General features: G+C 66.7%; 15 protein-coding genes. 8 read left to right on the forward strand and 7 right to left on the reverse strand.

Going from position 1 to position 17,697, the window contains the following annotated elements; genetic code table 11:
* Window positions 1-31: 31 nt before the first annotated feature.
* From ACIQMJ_RS35100 to ACIQMJ_RS35120, 5 genes are all read right to left on the reverse strand, one after another.
* Window positions 32-829, reverse strand: a complete 798-nt coding sequence (locus tag ACIQMJ_RS35100; RefSeq protein WP_499765299.1) for a pentapeptide repeat-containing protein — start codon at window positions 827-829, stop codon at window positions 32-34.
* Window positions 826-2,628: a DNA helicase RecQ gene (recQ, locus tag ACIQMJ_RS35105; protein WP_499765300.1), complete on the reverse strand. Its 1,803-nt coding sequence runs from the start codon at window positions 2,626-2,628 to the stop codon at window positions 826-828. The genes ACIQMJ_RS35100 and recQ overlap by 4 nt, the downstream gene beginning before the upstream one ends.
* A 249-nt stretch (window positions 2,629-2,877) precedes the next feature.
* Window positions 2,878-3,498: a hypothetical protein gene (locus ACIQMJ_RS35110; protein ID WP_499765301.1), complete on the reverse strand. Its 621-nt coding sequence runs from the start codon at window positions 3,496-3,498 to the stop codon at window positions 2,878-2,880.
* Window positions 3,499-3,501: 3 nt separating this feature from the next.
* Window positions 3,502-5,160: a DEAD/DEAH box helicase gene (locus tag ACIQMJ_RS35115; RefSeq protein ID WP_499765302.1), complete on the reverse strand. Its 1,659-nt coding sequence runs from the start codon at window positions 5,158-5,160 to the stop codon at window positions 3,502-3,504.
* Window positions 5,161-5,164: 4 nt separating this feature from the next.
* A complete protein-coding gene (locus ACIQMJ_RS35120; RefSeq protein WP_499765303.1) occupies window positions 5,165-7,498 on the reverse strand; it encodes an ATP-binding protein in 2,334 nt (777 codons plus the stop codon).
* Between the two features lie 310 nt (window positions 7,499-7,808).
* Between ACIQMJ_RS35120 and ACIQMJ_RS35125 the strand changes: the two genes are divergently transcribed.
* The 4 genes from ACIQMJ_RS35125 (at window position 7,809) to ACIQMJ_RS35140 (ending at window position 13,009) form a co-directional block, all read left to right on the forward strand.
* A complete protein-coding gene (locus ACIQMJ_RS35125; RefSeq protein ID WP_499765304.1) occupies window positions 7,809-9,134 on the forward strand; it encodes a DNA cytosine methyltransferase in 1,326 nt (441 codons plus the stop codon).
* Window positions 9,135-9,525: 391 nt separating this feature from the next.
* On the forward strand, window positions 9,526-9,924 hold the full coding sequence (locus tag ACIQMJ_RS35130) for a very short patch repair endonuclease (RefSeq protein WP_499765337.1): 399 nt from the start codon (window positions 9,526-9,528) through the stop codon (window positions 9,922-9,924).
* A gap of 41 nt (window positions 9,925-9,965) precedes the next feature.
* Window positions 9,966-11,453, forward strand: a complete 1,488-nt coding sequence (locus ACIQMJ_RS35135) for a PIN-like domain-containing protein (protein ID WP_499765305.1) — start codon at window positions 9,966-9,968, stop codon at window positions 11,451-11,453.
* An 86-nt stretch (window positions 11,454-11,539) separates the two neighbouring features.
* Complete coding sequence (locus ACIQMJ_RS35140) at window positions 11,540-13,009, forward strand: AAA family ATPase (protein WP_499765306.1); 1,470 nt, start codon at window positions 11,540-11,542, stop codon at window positions 13,007-13,009.
* A 24-nt stretch (window positions 13,010-13,033) separates the two neighbouring features.
* On the opposite strand, the gene ACIQMJ_RS35145 is transcribed toward ACIQMJ_RS35140, so the two are convergent.
* A complete protein-coding gene (locus tag ACIQMJ_RS35145) occupies window positions 13,034-13,240 on the reverse strand; it encodes a DUF397 domain-containing protein (protein WP_499765307.1) in 207 nt (68 codons plus the stop codon).
* The gene (locus ACIQMJ_RS35150; protein WP_499765308.1) at window positions 13,237-14,121 is read right to left on the reverse strand and encodes a helix-turn-helix domain-containing protein; all 885 of its coding nucleotides are present in this window, start codon (window positions 14,119-14,121) and stop codon (window positions 13,237-13,239) included. The genes ACIQMJ_RS35145 and ACIQMJ_RS35150 overlap by 4 nt, the downstream gene beginning before the upstream one ends.
* Window positions 14,122-14,421: 300 nt before the next feature.
* Here ACIQMJ_RS35150 and ACIQMJ_RS35155 point away from each other — a divergent pair, with 300 nt between their 5' ends.
* From ACIQMJ_RS35155 to ACIQMJ_RS35170, 4 genes are all read left to right on the forward strand, one after another.
* Entirely contained in the window at window positions 14,422-14,706 is a 285-nt protein-coding gene (locus ACIQMJ_RS35155) for an HC3 family zinc finger protein (protein WP_499765309.1), read from the forward strand.
* Window positions 14,707-14,794: 88 nt separating this feature from the next.
* Complete coding sequence (locus tag ACIQMJ_RS35160) at window positions 14,795-15,379, forward strand: helix-turn-helix domain-containing protein (RefSeq protein ID WP_499765338.1); 585 nt, start codon at window positions 14,795-14,797, stop codon at window positions 15,377-15,379.
* Between the two features lie 236 nt (window positions 15,380-15,615).
* Window positions 15,616-16,428, forward strand: coding sequence for an AraC family transcriptional regulator (locus tag ACIQMJ_RS35165; protein WP_499765310.1), 813 nt, complete (start codon window positions 15,616-15,618; stop codon window positions 16,426-16,428).
* A gap of 138 nt (window positions 16,429-16,566) precedes the next feature.
* The gene (locus ACIQMJ_RS35170; RefSeq protein WP_499765311.1) at window positions 16,567-17,442 is read left to right on the forward strand and encodes a dioxygenase family protein; all 876 of its coding nucleotides are present in this window, start codon (window positions 16,567-16,569) and stop codon (window positions 17,440-17,442) included.
* Window positions 17,443-17,697: the final 255 nt, after the last annotated feature.

The following is a 17,697-nucleotide window of genomic DNA, read 5'->3' on the forward strand; positions in this document are numbered from 1 at the left end:
CACCGCGTCGGCCCGGTGGCGGCTCGCGCGCCTACGCCCGTCGACGTACCCAGTGCGCGGGGCGGGTCACCGACCGCGGCAGCTTCGTGGCCTCGTCGCCCCTGGCCGCGTCCACTTGCGCCTGGGTGAGGAAGAAACCGCCGGTCAGGTTCGCGCCCGACAGGTCGGCGCCGCGCAGGTCCGCGCCGATGAAGTCGACCAGCCGCAGGTCCGCGTTCACCAGCTTCGCGCCGATGAGGTACGCGCCGCGCAGGTTGGACGCCCGCAGGTTCGCGCCCTTGAGGTCCTTGCCGATCAGGTCCGCGCCCCGGCGGTTCTTGCCCTTGCCCCTGGTCAGCTCGCTGGCGCGCAGCAGCAGGGCGTTCGCGCGCTCCCAGTGCGGTCCGACGTCCAGCGCCAGCAGTTCCCCGGGCGTGCCGGTGGTGAGGTCCTCGATCGTCGCCCTCAGCTCGCGGACGGCGGGGTGCAGCGCGCGGGCCGGTTCCAGCTCCAGCGCCTCGGTGAGGTACCAGAGCAGCTCGTGCAACTGCCGCATGACCGGGAAGACGTCGAACATCGCGCCCGCGGACGACGGGTCGTCACGCCAGCTCGTGCCGCCGAACGTCACCTGCGCCACCTGCTGGCCCGCGCCGAAGCAGTCGTACACCGTGCAGCCGGTGAAACCCGTGTCCCGCAGCTTCGTGTGGATGCCGCAGCGGAAGTCGTCGCGCAGGTTCGGGCACGGCGTGCGGGCCGGCTTGTCGATCGCGAAGTCGACCGACTCGGCGAACGCGGGCACCACGCAGCACAGGGCGAAGCAGCGCGTGCAGTCGGCGCGGAGGTCGTTCATGCGCTCAACGCGTCCAGGATCTGCTGACCGTACTTGGCGAGCTTGTTCTCGCCCACGCCGCTGATCGCGCTCAGCTCGTCCAACGTCGACGGCGTGGTGGCGGCGATCTGCCGCAGCGTGGCGTCGTTGAAGATGATGTAGGGCGGGACGCCCTGCTCGCGCGCCTGCGCCGTGCGCCACGTGCGCAGCTTCTCGAACACCGGCGCGGCCTCGGCGGGCAGGTCCACCGGCGCGCTCTTGGCCGCCTTGGCGGTCTTGACCTTGGCCGCGCGTCCCGCCTCGCGCCGCATCGGCACCTGGCGGCCCTGGTAGAGCACCTCGTCGGCGGCGGGCGTGAGCACGAGCGTGGAGTACTCGCCCTCGACCGCGAGCAGGCCCTGCGCCAGCAGCTGGCGGACCACGCCGCGCCAGCCGCTCTCGTTCAGCTCCGTGCCGATGCCGAAGACCTTCAACTGGTCGTGGTCGTGCTGGATGACCTTCGCGGTCTTGCGGCCGAGCAGGATGTCGATCGTCTGGCCCGCGCCGAACTTCTGCCGCCGCTCGTTGCGCAGCCGGACCACGGTGGACAGCACCTTCTGCGCGGCCACCGTGCCGTCCCACGTCTCCGGCGGGGCGAGGCAGGTGTCGCAGTTGCCGCACGGCGTGCTCGACTGGCCGAAGTAGTCGAGCAGCCGCACGCGGCGGCACTCGACCGTCTCGCACAGCGCCAGCATCGCGTCCAGGTGGGCCATGAGCTTGCGGCGGTGCTGCTGGTCGCCCTCGGAGTCGTCGATCATCTTGCGCTGCTGCACGACGTCCTGGAGGCCGTAGGCCAGCCACGCGGTGGACGGCAGCCCGTCGCGGCCCGCGCGGCCCGTCTCCTGGTAGTAGCCCTCCACGGACTTCGGCAGGTCCAGGTGGGCGACGAACCTCACGTCCGGCTTGTCGATGCCCATGCCGAACGCGATGGTGGCGACCATCACCAGGCCGTCCTCGCGCAGGAACCGCGACTGGTTGCGCGCGCGGGTGCCCGCGTCCAGGCCCGCGTGGTAGGGCAGCGCCGGGATGCCGTTCTGGTTCAGGAACTCGGCGACCTTCTCCACCGAGTTGCGGGACAGGCAGTAGACGATGCCCGCGTCGCCCGCGTGCTCGGTGCGCAGCAGCTCCAGCAACTGCTTCTTCGGCTCGTTCTTGGGCACGATCCGGTACTGGATGTTCGGCCGGTCGAAGCTGGACACGAAGTGCTTCGCGGCGCCGAGGTTGAGGCGTTCGGCGATCTCGGCGTGCGTGGCGCGGGTGGCGGTCGCGGTGAGCGCGATGCGCGGCACCTCGGGCCAGCGCTCGTGCAGGTGGGACAGGGTCAGGTACTCGGGCCGGAAGTCGTGGCCCCACTGGGAGACGCAGTGCGCCTCGTCGATGGCGAACAGGGCGATCCGGCCGCGTTCGAGCAGCCGGGTGGTCTGCTCGGTGCGCAGGCGCTCCGGGGCGAGGTAGAGCAGGTCCAGCTCGCCCGCCAGGAACTCGGCCTCGACCAGGGCGCGCTCGTCGGGGAACTGGGTCGAGTTGAGGAACCCGGCCCGCACCCCGAGGTCGCGCAGCGCGTCCACCTGGTCCTGCATCAGCGCGATCAACGGCGACACGACCACACCGGTGCCCTCGCGCACCAGGGAGGGGATCTGGTAGCACAACGACTTCCCGCCCCCGGTGGGCATGAGCACCAACGCGTCCCCGCCCGAGATGACGTGGTCGACGATGTCCTGCTGGTCCCCGCGGAAGGACTCGTACCCGAAGATCCTTCGCAGCACCTCTTGCGAAGCCATCGCACGATCCTAACGGACCACTCCGACACTTCCGTCCGGCCAAGCCAGGAGGACGTTGCGCCGGTGCCACTCGAAGTACCGCGCCGAGCGCTCGTGGTCCGACCGGAACGACCGGTCGGACCACGAAGCGCCAGGGGCTGACTCGGCACGGCGTCTCGTCAACGGCTACGGCACGCCGTTCGACGCGCAGCGGCTCGCGAAACCCTCAAATTCGGCCCCTCACATCGGACGAGCAGAGGCGAGGGAGCATCAAGGGTTGAGCGGAACGTAGTCCGGATTGGAGACCATCTGGCGATGCAGGTGCAGGACCTCGAAGTCGCCCCGCCGACCAATCGCCTTCTGCCACTCCAGGTCCTCGTCCGAGATGTGCTCTCCGTCTCGGGTGGTCACGACGATCACGGCTTCATCACCGCCTCCCTTGGTCTCCGTGAGGGCCGCCCAGAATAGGTCTTTGAAGCTGTTGGGCCGTCCCCACAGCACAAGACGCGATTGTCCGCCATTGACCGCCGTGCAACGGTTGGGCTTGATGGTGATCGAGTCCTGCTTTACCGACCACGACTCCCCGAGTGCCGCGTTCACCACCTCCTGCGGACCTTTGAATCGCTTGGGCAGGTAGCGCACATAGGAGCCAATACCTTCCTGCGCCCGCCCGTACTCTTTCATCGCGACGTCTTTGAGCCACACACGGACGTCTTTTTCCGCTCCGTACATGAGCATCACCTGACCGACTTCACGATCATCTACCCATCTACGGTACTGCTCAGTCTTCTTGCCGTTCGAGAGAAGCTCCCAGTCCATCTCATCAGCGCGGCGGTACATCGCGTAAATAATCTGATCCCGCTTGCCAGGCGGTAATTGCAAGGCAGCCACGCGTCACTCCCGGTTTTCGATTACATCAGGAAACTGAAGACGGTATTCGTCGTACGCGGTCTCGAGACTGGCAGCGTCTTTGATCCACTCCTCCATTAGCGCGGCGACTCGCTGATCGCTGAACTCGATCCGGGACCGGCTCGATTCCTCCAGAACCTCAACCTGACCGCCGCCGAGAGACTGCTTGAGATTCATGGCCGCCGCGATTCGGCGCAGATCACTTACAAAGTCCAGTACAACGACCCTGGATTTACCTTCGCGTAGTCGCAGACCTCGACCGAGCTGCTGGACAAAAATTCGGCGCGAGTGCGTGACGCGAGCAAAGCACAGGATGTTCACATCAGGAACGTCCACGCCCTCGTTCAATATGTCGACAGCCGTGAGGATCGGTGTCTCACCGGCACGAAACGCGAGCAGGCGCCTTTGCCGCTCGCGCTTGGGCAAAGAAGCATGCACAGCCTGAGCACCTGACCAGAAGGGAGTGCGGTCCAACAGTCGCGCGAGCCGTTCCGCGTGTTCGACCGTCCGACAGAAAACGATAGCTCTTGGCTGGTCGGTATCAGCCCACACCGAGGCTAGTTGGTCGCGAATGGCCTCGTCACGCTGCGGAAGGAAGAGCCGCGAGTTCAAATCAGCCAGACCGTAGGAGTGCCTGCTTGCATCTTTAACGACATCCCAGTCGACATCATCGACGAACAGTCTGTAGTCGACTTGCGCCAGATATCCGCCACGCATGCCGTCCTCGATCCCGAGGCTGAAGCTCGGAGGCCCCAGTTGGTCGGTGATATCATGCGCGTCCCCTCGCCACGGCGTGGCAGTGACGCCGAACTGCCTCGACCGCTCGAGCAATCGCAAGAGTTCGTCGTATTGACCTTCTGCCCCCAGGTGGTGCGCTTCATCGATCATCACCAGAGCCGGGCGGTAGCCGAACCGAACGACGGAAAGCGCGGACCCCACCGTTGCACAGGTCACGCCCGACAGGTCGTCGACCTTGTTGTCGCCGGTCAGCAGCCTCGTCGGCACGTGCTTGGGCAGATGCCGCCACAATGCGCGCTCGAGTTGGTGGACAAGATCCTTCGCATGTGCGACAACGAGGATCTTGTCCGCCGGATGGCGACTTAGGTGGACATTCAACACCTCACCCCCCACGACCGTCTTACCCAAACCGGTCGCGAGGATCAGAAGACCTCGCCCAGTCGCATCGAGATCATCTTCCAGGCGTCTCACGGCTTCGTTCTGGTACGACCGCAACCTCAACTCACCGAAGCGGTCAGGAAGCTTCTCGAAAGCGCTCATGAGATCATCGCCGGTCCAGAGGCGTATGGCCGGGCCCAGCCTCGCCAGCTCCTCCGCACGGCGTTTCGCGGCGACGCTGAACTGGGTGTTCGTCACGACGACCGCACGGTGGGCACGATACGTCGCGCGAGCACGTGCCACTTCGTCCACGGCCTCGGCCCCCACCGCACTGTGGCGCTTCCACTTGCACTGGATCACCCAGTCCTCGGCACCCCGTCTGGCCAGGATGTCGCCGCCCTCGTCGCCAGGCCCGTCGATGTTCGCCACGAACGAGCAGCCGATGTGCCACATCAGCCGCTCGATCCGTCTGGGGAACTGCGAGGGCCCCGCGTCACGCAGGCTCATCGCGTCGAGGAAGTGGCCCACCCGGCTAGTCCCCGTCGGCCAAGGCACGGACGACGAGGCGACAACTGGACCGTGCTCGCGTCAACTCCTCCAGGTCGAGCCGGGGACGATGTTGCTCCAGCAGGGCCAGGTCACTCAGCGGATTCACCAATCGTTCGACTACGAGTTCCCTGGCAGTCGGATCACCGATCACCTGGTAGGGACGTTGGAAGACCTTGCCGTCAAGAAACACCTCAGGCGCCGCTTTGATGATCCGGACCACGGCGTTGGCGGGTGCGTAGCGGACGAAGTCACCGCTGGCGATTTTGTCTCCCCAATGCGCCGCGTACGGGGCCTCGATCGCGTACCGACGTTCCGCATCGGCGCGTTCCCGCTCCGTGAGCAACTCCCAGTGCACGCTCGGATCGTTGGCGATGTAGGCGACCATCCCGGATCTGACGAGGTTCAGAATCCGTTCCGCCTCGTCAGCCATGGCGGGCGGTGTCAAGGGGACCATGTTACTGATCGACTTCAACTTCCGAACGACGTCCGTAAGAGGTGTGGAAGTCGCGCCCGCGCGCACACGGAGGAACTCGGCCGCCTCGACCAGGGCGAGGTCCCGGATGTCGGTTCCTTGGGAGCGGAAGAGATCGTCATCGACGTTCACGAACACCTCTAGGCGCGGCGACCGGGCCATGAAGGCAACCACGGGAGCCTCGTCGCCCTTCGAATCCTTGAGCGGCGTGCCCCGCACAGCCCATACCACGAGATCGACCGATCCGAGGTCTTTCAAGGTGTACTGTCCGGCAAGGTCCACGACCTGCTCGCCTGCTCCGCGGTAGGTCTGCAGCCGCTCAGCGAGCGTCGGCTCCCTGGGGGGGAGTTCCGGCGAGGTGCCAGACCCAGGAGAGGACACCCTTTCGTCGCCACCTCCGACGATTACACCAGGCGATTCGGACAGGTCATCAGGGACGCCCGGAAGGATACCACCGCCGTCAGCAGGCTTCGGTTCCGAAACGGGGTGGTCGTGCGAGTAGGCGGCCCGGTACCAGACTTCGTCCGTCTTGTACTCTTCGTCGCCCTTGCGAAACTTCTCCGCCCACTCGAGCGCCTTCTCGTGCAGTGGACGCCGCCCATCACCGGGGATGAGGTAGTTCAGCCCCGGGTCCTGCCTGCGATATCCCGTGTAGAGCTGGGCCAACGGGCTAACGTTCTCAGGCAGTTTGAGATTCCTCGCCTTTTGCGGGCGCAGCGGACTCGAACCGCGGATCGCGTTGATCACCTGGCGCCACTCATGGGTGTCGAACTCGAAGGCGTTCTTCTGGTAGTTCGGGGTCACGTGGTCACAGTGGATCTCGCCGACGATACGTCCTGTCGGGGTCTTCGCGTCGATGGGATACTCAAGTTCGGGCTCACCGAGTTCGTCCTCGTCCTGCCACGTGAAAACACGCTTGTCCCGGAGGAGAATCTTCCGACCGTTGCGCAAAAAGTCGATCCCGTAGTCGGAGCGGTGGACGTAGCGCTGGATACCGAGCCAACCCCAGATGCGGCGCTCACGCAACTGAAGTCGCTCTTGCCCACACTCCTCACAAGCTTCGGCGTCGCCCTGGTTCCAATGACCGCACGAGAGACATGCCTTCTTGCTTTTCAACTCCTGGTCCAAGCGCAAGATCACCGGGATCTCGACACCACGTCTCGTGACGAACCTGGACTCGTCCCACACACAGGGCAGCCGGGGATCAACCTTCTTGTTGTTGATAGTCAGGAGGTAGCCGCGTTCACGGAGCAGGAAGCTGTAGATGTCGCCGAGCTTCTCCCTGATGATCGCCTGCGTACGCGGTCGGCGCAGCATGTCGAACTGCTCCGACTTGAGGTCGCTAATAGTAACCGTCGTACCGTGCTCGGCCGGGTCCGCCTTCGGTACCAGGCGGTATGGCGCCTGGTACTCGGCTGACTCCGCAATTCGCGGCAGGTCGAGGACGACCTCAACCCAGTGCGGGTCACCGGCACGACTGGACCGCACCGTCGTGTGCCTTCCCAGCCGCGCGGTGCTGATGTTGAACCCCATGCCGAACAGGCCGAGCGAGCCGTACCGACCGTTGCTCGTCCAACCAGCGCTGATGGCGTTGGTGATCGCCTCGAGGCTCATCCCCCTACCGTTGTCCTTGACGACGATGCCGGCCGTCGAGCGGCTGGCATTCGCTGGTGGCAGCGTGATGGAGACGACTGGCCGATCAACCTCACTGCCGGCGACCTGAAATTCGTCGAACGAGTTGTCGACGAGTTCGGCGATGCATTGCCAGTGTGCGAACTCGATGTCTCCTAGCACTCCGAGGATTCTCGGATGTGGCGTGACGTTGATGAACTGACTCTCGCTCACGCGTCTCCTCGTTCACGACCTCGTGCCGCCGTCGCCTTCGCGAACCGATGCGTCAGGCGTCCTCCCGACGGTAGCGATGCTCACGCCGCGACCCCCGAACCCGCTACGCCAGTCCCGCCACACTAGTACCGTGCGTGCTCCGCCGTGCACCCCGCTGCCGAGACCTGAAGGCTGGTCTCCTGAGCGACATCGCGAGCCGAGCCAGGCTGTTACAGGAGTGCCGCGCGGCTCAAGACTCCGACGACGTGCTTCAACTGCGGACATGCGGATGGCGCGTGCCCTGGGCGGCCGACTTGGTAGGGTCTCGCGCATGGTCGAACCGCGAGCAGGACAGCACCGGCACCGCACCGCTGTCGAACTGTTCGCCGGCGGCGGCGGCCTAGCCATGGCCGTCCAGAACGCCGGATTCCGGACGCTGCTGTTCAACGAGTTCGCCAAGCGGGCGTGCGATACGTTGGAGGCCAATAAACTCGCCGTCTCGGTGCCCGAGGACGGAAAACCCTGGATCCCCACTTCGGAGCAGAAGCCACCACTTGTGCGTGGAGATGTCCGGCAACTCGACATGTCCTACCTGGCTGGGCAGGACGTCGACCTGCTCGCCGGGGGCCCACCGTGCCAGCCGTTCAGTCTCGGCGGGGTGGCGAAGGGCGACGAAGATCTCAGGAACATGTTCCCCGAAATGTTCCGGGCGATCCGCGAGATCCAGCCCAAAGCAGTCATCTGCGAGAATGTCCGCGGCTTACTGCGACCGTCTTTCATGCCGTACTTCCAGTATATTCTTCGCGAACTTGCGTTGCCCTTCGAGGAACGGGTTCCGGAGGCGTCATGGCAAGAACACGACGCGCATCTGCGAACCAGGATCGAACAACCAATGCAGGGCCCCGAAAGAAGATATGTCGTCCGCTACTTCCCAGTGAACGCGGCCGACTACGGCGTACCACAAATCCGGCATCGAGTCATCATCGTGGCATTCCGCGCGGACCTCGGCATCGACATCAGGGCGTTCGAGGATTCGGTCAAGAAAACAGAGTACTCCGATACCGCGCTGACCCGCTCGATGATGACCGACGACGGCCCTTACTGGCAGCGACATTACAACGTCCCGCCCGACGTTCGCACCGCAGTGATCAAGCGGCTCCCAATTACACCGCCGCTGGACGACGGTAAGAAGCCCTGGCGTACGCTGCGGGATGCCTTGGCCGGTGTGTGTGCCGATGACAAAGAGCTTCCTCCGATCCCTGTTGAGCACCTTGACCGAGTGGATCGCAAGCCCCAGGGTTACGAGAATCACATCGGATGGCCGGACGCGCGGGTCTACGCTGGCCATACCCCGAATGAACTCGACAAGCCGGCGAAGACCGTTAAGGCGGGGGTGCATGGCGTGCCCGGGGGAGAATCCGTGATGCTGTTGGACGAACTCGCGGAGAATCCGGCCCCTGGCGAGCCTCGGTACAAGTACCGCTACATGACGGTACGGGAGACTGCACGGGTCATGACCTTTCCGGATGAATGGATTCCCGCCGGCCCGCGCGGGGAGCAGATGCGCCAACTGGGCAACGCCGTGCCCGTACTGCTCGGTGAGGTATTCGCCAAGGCAGTCGCGACAGCCTTGGACAAGGCCGAGAACGCGGGATAGAACCGTGACGCCTCGCGCGGTGCGACCCCGGTCTCCGGCCGTACCGGAGAAGGCATGGAAAGCCCGCTCGGGGCGATCCCGATCGGCGGTTCAAGCAGAGCAGGACAGGGCAGCCGGAGGGCGTGCTTGCCGGTTCGTCGCACGAGAAGCGCAAGGGTACGTTCTGGCGAGCGTGGTACTCAAGGTGAGCCGTCGCGAAGCGACGATCAAGGCTCATCTCACGTATTCCGAGCATGGCAAGACGACCTCGGTGTACCTCGGAGAGGTCGGCGCAGCCAGCAGGGGGCGAAATCTCGTCGACGGATGGCGACTGGCTCAACAGAACGGACTACTAGCGAATGAAGCCGCCGATTCCGGTTCGTGGGCCTCATCCACAGCGGTCCGGTCCTCGATGAAGGGCAACCGAGGCAAAGATACCAAGCCAGAACTCGCGCTCCGGGCGTTGTTGCACCGGGCTGGATTACGCTACAGAGTCGGGATACGTCCGTTGCGCGACATTCGCCGAACAGCGGACATCGTATTCCCTCGAGTCAAGGTCGCGGTATTCGTAGACGGGTGCTTCTGGCACGGTTGCCCGGAACACCACCGCCCCGCGTCGACGAACAGTACGTTCTGGCAGGAAAAAATCAGGGGCAACCAGCTCCGGGATCGCGAGACGGACCGAATCCTCGCCGACGCCGGATGGGAAGTCGTACGAGTGTGGGAACATGAGAATGCCGAACTGTCAGCCGTTCGCGTCTCAGCTACGGTGCGCAGTCGTCGCGCCCAGGCCACACCGGAACAGCACTAAAGTTTTACTGCGGCAGACGGTCATTGTCGTTTGAGGGGAAGATGCCGGTGCGCGAGAATTCGCACGACCCGACCCAGGGCTTCCTAGCCGGGTTCGAGGGCTATCTATCTCCTTCCGATCAAGATTTCCGAGCCGTCCTCATGTCGGGAATGGTCGTGCTCGACACCAACGTCCTCTTGAACCTCTACCGGTTCGACGAGGACGCGCGAATGGATCTGTTAACCATCCTCGACCGACTTCGAAACAATGTGTGGATCCCTCATCAGGCTTTGGAGGAGTTCCTACGGAACAGGGAACAGACCATACTCAGCCGATCGAACATACGCCGAGACGCTCTTGAGTCGCTGAAGAAACCGGTTCGCGCTCTCGAACACGCGATGGAAAACTGGGCTCGAGGCGTAGGCCTGCCACAGGAAAAGCTTACAAAATATCTCGAGCAGATCAGCTCGCTCCACGACGCCCTTCGGGAAGCGATCGAAGGGCCAACTGCGCACGATCCCCTGACCAGCGCCCGCGATACGAACCACGACCCGGTACTTGCTTCGCTGCGCTCGATATTCGAGGGGCGAGTCGGCGAAGCCCTGCCGAATGAGGAGTTCGTCGCGGCACTGGCGGAAGCCAAACGTCGAGCCGACGAAAAGATCCCACCAGGCTACATGGACCGGGACAAGCCCGATCACCGCGGCCCCGGCGACTATCTCGTCTGGGAACAGACCCTGAGGGAAGCCGCCCGCAGATCAACGGACGTCCTCCTGGTGACGAGTGACATGAAAGAGGACTGGTGGCGGAAGGTCCGGGGCACACCGGCGGGTCCCCGGGTTGAACTGGTTGACGAATTGCGGCGTCGAGCCGGAGTTCGACTGTTCATGCTCCAACCTCAAGACTTTCTCACGATAGCTGGCCGTCTTCTCGACGTCGAAGTGCGACCCGACTCGGAGAATCAAATCGCAAGCACAGCGATTGGCACATCCGGATTGGGCAGCGGAGACGGTGACCGCGTACGACTCTACCTGACATCCGCCCTCGAAAGCGCCTTGGGAGCCGACACCGAGGTTCGCCCCGGCACGGGCCTCGACGAGTCCACATGGGACGTGTCCGTGGTGCTCCAAGGTGAACTGGCAGCCGTCATCTGGATCTATGACCCGATCAAGCCGTTCAACGACCTCGCGACGGGTTCGGTGATCACCACCGCACGATCGAGAGTCCTCTCAGTCGATAGCCCCGCCAATCGCCCCTGGCTTGCATGCGTGGTCGACTTAGCGAATCTGGCGACCCGCATGCGGACAGATGGCGAGGTATGGTCCCGTAAGCCCGACGGGGACGGCACGGTCATGACCAAGGTGTACGCGACGTTCGAACCGTACATCCGAGACCTGCGCGATGCGGGCTTCGACGACGTTCAGGTGATCGCAGACCTCGATCAGCCAGAGGGACAAACCGCAGAGACGTTCCGGCGAATCGACAAGGTGGTCGAGCAAATTGCTCATCAACTTCGCGAGTGGGGCGGTGACAGCGCGCTCTCACTTTAGTGGGTCGCCGCAGCCCACTCACGAGGCCCACTTCCGCGTAGCACTGCGTGGCAGACATGGGTGCCCATTCCGTGGATGATGGGTACGTGGGGGAACTGTCCAAGGACGAGGCGAAGGCGCTTGCCGTCGGTTTGCGGCGGTTGGTGCAGGCGGCGGCGGAGCTCGTCGAGCAGGACGGGGAGTCGGCGCCGTTGGTGCGGCGCGTCCGGGAGCACCTCGGGTGTGAGTTGGCGCAGGTCCTGTCGGTCGCCACGCGGTTCGAGGTGTGGGAGCACGTCAACCTGCACCTGGGGGTGGAGGCGTACCTGAGGGCGCACACGCCGGACGCCGAGTGGTTCGGGGTTGGTGGGCAGCACCGGGGCCACGAGGACATCATGGGCATGCTCCTGGCGGCACGGCACTCCGGCGGGTACGCGCTCGGGGCGGCGGACTACGCGACAGCGGCGGTCGGGCCGGAGGACAGCGTCGAGGTGGTCCAGCTCGGGTTGGCGGCGACGACCGCGCCCGACGGGACGCCGGTGCTGGTCGGCATCCGGGGACCGAACGACTTCGGGCCGCCCGCGTGCCGGTTGGAGGTGCTCGCGGCCGATCGCGCGGCGGCGCGGGCCGCGGGGGCGGAGATCGAGCGGCTGATGCGGGAGCACGACGCGTTCCGGCGGCAGGTCCTGGCGTTCGGGGTGAGCGAGCACCGGGGCAACGAGCTGGTGACGTTCCTGCCGCGGCCCGCGCTGGACGCCGACGACGTGGTGCTGCCCGACGGCGTGCTGGACTCGATCGAGGAGCACGTGGTCGGCATCGCCGAGCACTCCGAGCGGCTGCTCGCGGCGGGGCAGCACCTCAAGCGCGGCCTGCTGCTGCACGGCCCGCCCGGCACCGGCAAGACGCACACCGTGCGCTACCTGATGAGCCGGTTGCGCGACTGCACGGTGATCCTGCTGACCGGCCAGGCGATGCGGCTGATCGGGCAGGCGGCGGCGCTGGCGCGGCGGTTGCAGCCGTCGATGGTCGTGGTGGAGGACGTGGACCTGGTCGCCATGGACCGGGGTTTCGCGGCCGGCCCCACCAACCCGCTGCTGTTCACCCTGCTCGACGCGATGGACGGGGTGGGCGCGGACGCGGACGTCACGTTCGTCCTCACCACGAACCGGGCCGACGAGCTGGAACGCGCGCTCGCCGACCGGCCGGGCCGGATCGACCTGGCCGTGGAGGTGCCCCGCCCGGACGCGGACGGCCGCCGCAGGCTGGTCGAGCTGTACGGCCGGGACGTCGACCTGCGCGCCGACCTCGGGCCGGTGGTCGAGGCGACCGAGGGCGTCACGGCGTCATTCATCAAGGAACTGCTGCGCCGCGCCGTGCTGAACGCGGTGCGGGCGGGCGGCACGGGCGGCGTGCCGGTGGTGGGCGACGAGCTCGCCGACGTGGCGCGGGCCATGGCCGACGAACGCGCGTCGCTCACCGGCATCCTGCTCGGCGGCTCGGAGAGCACGGCGGACGGGCCACGACCGAGCACGGCCGGCCCGGCGCAACCGGGACTGGCACCGCGCGAGTCGTGGTGAGGGCGCTCCGGAGGTGCTGAGGAACTACTGCTCGCGGTCTTCGCGCTTCACCCTCGCGATGAACGTGCTGAAAGAGCCGGCGGGGAACGCGAGGCCGACACCAGGACGCTTGGAGTCGCGGAGTCCCACCGAGCCCTCGACGTAGGCCACTTCGACGCAGTTCGACCCGCCACCGCCGTTGCTGCCACCGCTTCGACTGCTCTTGCGCCACAAAGCCGCGTCTTCGATCACTGAGGCTCACGCTCCAACTCTTCGATCACCTTGCAGATCAACGCGATCGAGTCGGCCGGGTTGAGGGCGATGCCGAGCAGGTGCCCGAACATCAGCGTACAGCGCCGCACGTCCTCGGAGTCTTCGAGATACAGGCTCCCACCGGGGCCGTCGGTGTAGCCGACATCAGCCGTGTCGTCGGAGAACCCGAAGATCGTGAACCAGCCGGACAGGCCGGGATGCGCACCGGCGTCGGCTCCCACCACCTGCAGTGTCACGTTGCTCCACGACGCCAGTTGGACGAGGCGTCGAAGCTGCCCCGTCCGCACGTCGATCGAACCGATCCGCGCCCGGAGCACACGCTCATCGAGCAGCACCCAGAGCTCTTGTGGGTCTTCGCGTGTGAGAACCGCTTGCCGAGCCATTCGCGTGGCGACGCGCCGTTCAAGTTCGCCGTGATCGATGCTCGGTTCGATACCGGAGATCACCGCGCGGGCGTAGCCCTCCGACTGGCAGAGGCCGGGCACGAGCAGCGGCTCCCAGACGCGCTGCACGGCCGCGCGCTCCTCGTACTCGCCGAAGTCCGCCATGTTGTCCGGCAGACCTCGTCGCCCCTTCTGCCAGTAGCCCTTGTCACGGGCGGCTCTCGCCCACAGCTTGAGCTTCGCGCGTTCCTCGGGGTCGTCGTGCCCGTAGATGGCCAGGAGGTCTTCGACCACATCGGGTTGCACCCGTGCTTGATCGTTCTCCATCCGGCTGAGCTTGGTGACAGACCACTTGCCGCTGCCCGGGATCGCCTGGAGCGCCCGGACGACGTCCTCTTGGCGGCGGTCACCGCGCAGTTCCTTGAGCCTGGCCGCCAGCCGCTTGCGCACGTTGGGCGGGATGTTCTCCGTGGCCACGCCGACCCTTCCTCACCGAACCACCTCGAACTGCACCGTACGGCCGGCACTGGACGGCAGCACGTAACTCGATCGGATGGACAACTAGCAACTTGCGGAACTTTGACTTGCCAAGCAGCAACTTGCGGCCGATTCTCGTGTCGCATCGTGTAATCGAAACAGGACCCAGCGTAACCAGGAGGGTTGCGTGACCATCACCAGGGCTACCGATCTCCTCGCCGTCATCCCTCATCCCGGCCAGGGCCGCGCAGCGCGCAGTGACAGCGAGCCCCTGCTCGCCCGCTCTCCCGGTCGGCCCTGATGGGCACCCGACCGTTCCGCTGGCTGCCCTACCAGGGACGTCGTCACGCGATCCCGGACTCCATGACGGCCAGAGACGAAGGCCGGACGTTGTGCGGAGTGGCCGTGACGGTGCCACACGAACCGCCGCCACGCTGCCCCGACGGCTGCTGGCCCACGTGCCGCGATTGCGACCGGAGATGGCGGGAGCAGGAAGGCATCCCCGTGTTCCCCTGGCCTCGCGAGGCGGCGGACGACGCGTCGACCCCCACAGCGCGACGGGGTTCTCGCCGAGGTCGGTCGTGATGGTGGCGCAGATCCCCGGTCCCAAGCCGCGTGCCGATCGAGTCCAGCTCGGGCACCCGGACACCTACCGACGACCCGGAGAGTGAAGATGATCAGGCACGATGGCCAGCTGCCCCTCTCGACGCCCAAGCCGTCACTGCGCGGTCGCGTGCTCGGGATCGAGCTGCGTCGCGTCCGGGAAGCCGCCGGGCTGACGGTGGCGGAACTCGCGGCGCGCAGCGGCCGGTCCCCCGACGCCGTGCAGCGATTGGAGAAAGGGCTCACGGACGAGTCGACGCCCGATCCGACAGTGCAGTGCGCGTGGGGCTCCCTGGCCACGAGCATGGTCAACATCCTGTGCCGCGCCTCGGAGCGGATCGACATCTTCGCGCCGCTCGGCATCCACCCCACCCTCGATCATCTCGGCGCCGACCGCTGCACCGCCTACGTCCTTGAGAGCACTACCGTCGACCGCCACGACGTGGTCGTGCGCCTGCTCCGGCACGAAGCCGGTGTGTTCCCCGGCATCGAGCACCACCCGCTGACCCGCTTCCGCCTGCCCGACAGCACGGCGGTCGTTTTGTACCCCTACCTGCACGCGGCGCACTTCACCGAAGAGCCAGAGCACCTCCTGGCGGCGTACACGCTGTTCGAGCGACTCGCCGAGTTCACCGGCACGGGCGATCCCGCTTAGCCGAGCTGACAGCGGCAGGCGCACCGCGTCGCCGACCCGGGGAACGGTGTGGGCCGAGAAGGTCAGGCCCGTTCCCCGGCACGTCCTGTCGTGCCAAGGTGGTCCGTAGCCAGAATTGGTCTGGACCTTCACCGGAGAGGGGACGGTAGGCGATGCGTGGCACCACCGTGTTACCCGGAACGCCCTGCCGGACCCCGCGCGACGGTGAGCTGCCCCTGCACCGGCTGGAGGTACCGGTGCCCGAAGCGCTGCCGTTCGCGGTCGGCACGTTCGACTCGATCGGGCCCCTGTCCCGCGCGTCGTTCCCGCACCGGCACACGTTCCACGAGATCGTGCACGTCACCGGCGGCACCGGCACGCACGTGGTGGACCTGGCCCGCTGGGAGCTGCGCCCGCCGCACCTGTGCGTGATCGCACCCGGCCAGGTGCACCACTGGGACGACGCGCGGGACCTCCAGGGCTCGGTGCTGCTGTTCACCGACGACTTCCTGCTCGACCACCCCGGTGACCGCGAGCTGCTGCGCCGGTTGAGCGAACGGCCCTGGCTCACGCTGGACGAGCAGGCGCACGCCCAGGTCGGCCGGTCGATCGCCGAGCTGCACGACGAGTACCGGCGCGGCGAGCCGGGCGTGGAGACCGTGCTGCGCGCGCTGCTGCACGTGCTCGTCGTGCGCGCCGCCCGGCTGTCCGCCACACCGGCCGCGCCGCCGCCCGCCCGGCCCGGCGCGGTCGCCGAGGAGTTCGTCCGGCTGTCCGGCCGCACCGACCACCGGCTGTGGTCCGTGCGCGCGTACGCGGAGCGTATCGGCGTCACGCCCGGCTACCTGACCGAGGCGGTGAAGGCGGCGACCGGCCGGACGCCGTCGCAGCTGGTCCGCCAGGCCCGCACGCAGGAGGCGCAGCGGCTGCTGGTGAAGACCGGGCTGAGCGTGCGGCAGGTGGCGAACCGGGTCGGGTTCGACGACCCCGCCTACTTCTGCCGCTTCTTCCGCCGCGAGACGGGCGTGAGCCCCGGCGCGTTCCGGCGCGCGGCCGACCGTTCACAGTGAGCGCCACCGGCAACGGAGACCGCGAGGATCACCACGAACAGCGGTCCCAGTCCATCGTCCGCGACCGAGCGCCGTCCGTACGTTCGTGGTGATCCCGAACCGAAAGCCCCCACGAGGAGCAGGCCCGAAGGAGCAGGCATGGACGCATCCACGGACGGCGACCGCGGCCCGGCCGAGAACCCGCTCGGCGACGAGGCGGACCCCCGCCACCTCAGCCGCAAGACGGTGCTGCGCGCCGCGGTGGCCGCGGGCGTCGCGCTGCCGGTGGCGATGATGGGCGTGCCCGCGCTGGCCCGCACGATCGGCGAGAGCGGCGGACCGCTGGAGCTGACGCCGACGTGCGACGACGGCGACGACCCGACCCCGCCGCAGACCGAGGGCCCGTACTTCAAGCCGAACTCGCCCCGCCGCACGTCGCTGGTCGACGCGGGAACGCCGGGCACCCGGCTCACCGTCACCGGGTACGTGTTCGGCCTGGCGTGCCTGCCGCTGGGCAACGTGCTGATGGACTTCTGGCAGGCCGACGTCAACGGCGTGTACGACAACACCGGCTACCGGTTCCGCGGCCACCAGTTCACCAACCCGGACGGCACGTTCTCGCTGACCACGATCGTGCCCGGCCTCTACCCCGGCCGCACCCGGCACATCCACGTGAAGGTGCAGGCCCCCGGGCGGCCCGTGCTCACCACCCAGCTGTACTTCCCGGGCGAGCCGCGCAACAACACCGACACCATCTTCGACCCGCGGCTGCTGATGGAGGTGCGCACCGTCGGCAGCGCGCGCGAGGCGAAGTTCGACTTCGTGCTGAACGTGCCGCAGAGCAGCACCACGCGACCGACCTCCACCACGACCACCCCGTCCTCGCCGGGTGGCGGCACGTGGGCGGTGGGCACGAACTACGCGATCGGCGCGACCGTCACCTACAACGGCGTCGGGTACGTGTGCTTGCAGGGGCACCTCGCCCAGCCGGGCTGGGAACCGCCGAACGTGCCCGCGCTGTGGCGCGCGGAGTGACCGCCGCCTGACCGGCCCCCCGGTGTGCACGGCACCGGGGGGTTCCGCGCGCACCGGGGTCGGTGCAGGGGTCGCGCTGGGGCTCCACGGCCGTCCGGTGCAACCATGTTCCGTCGCTGGGGGGCCGGAATGTCGCACCAGGACGTGAGCGCCCCGCGGGCGTTGATCGAACAGGCTCGCGCGCACACCGAAGCGCTGCGCACAGCGTCGCACGACCACCCCGGCGTCCGGCGGCTGGATCAAACGACCTGGACC

Origin of the sequence: Actinosynnema sp. NPDC091369 (assembly GCF_044757065.1) — a bacterium.
GTDB lineage: Bacteria > Actinomycetota > Actinomycetes > Mycobacteriales > Pseudonocardiaceae > Actinosynnema.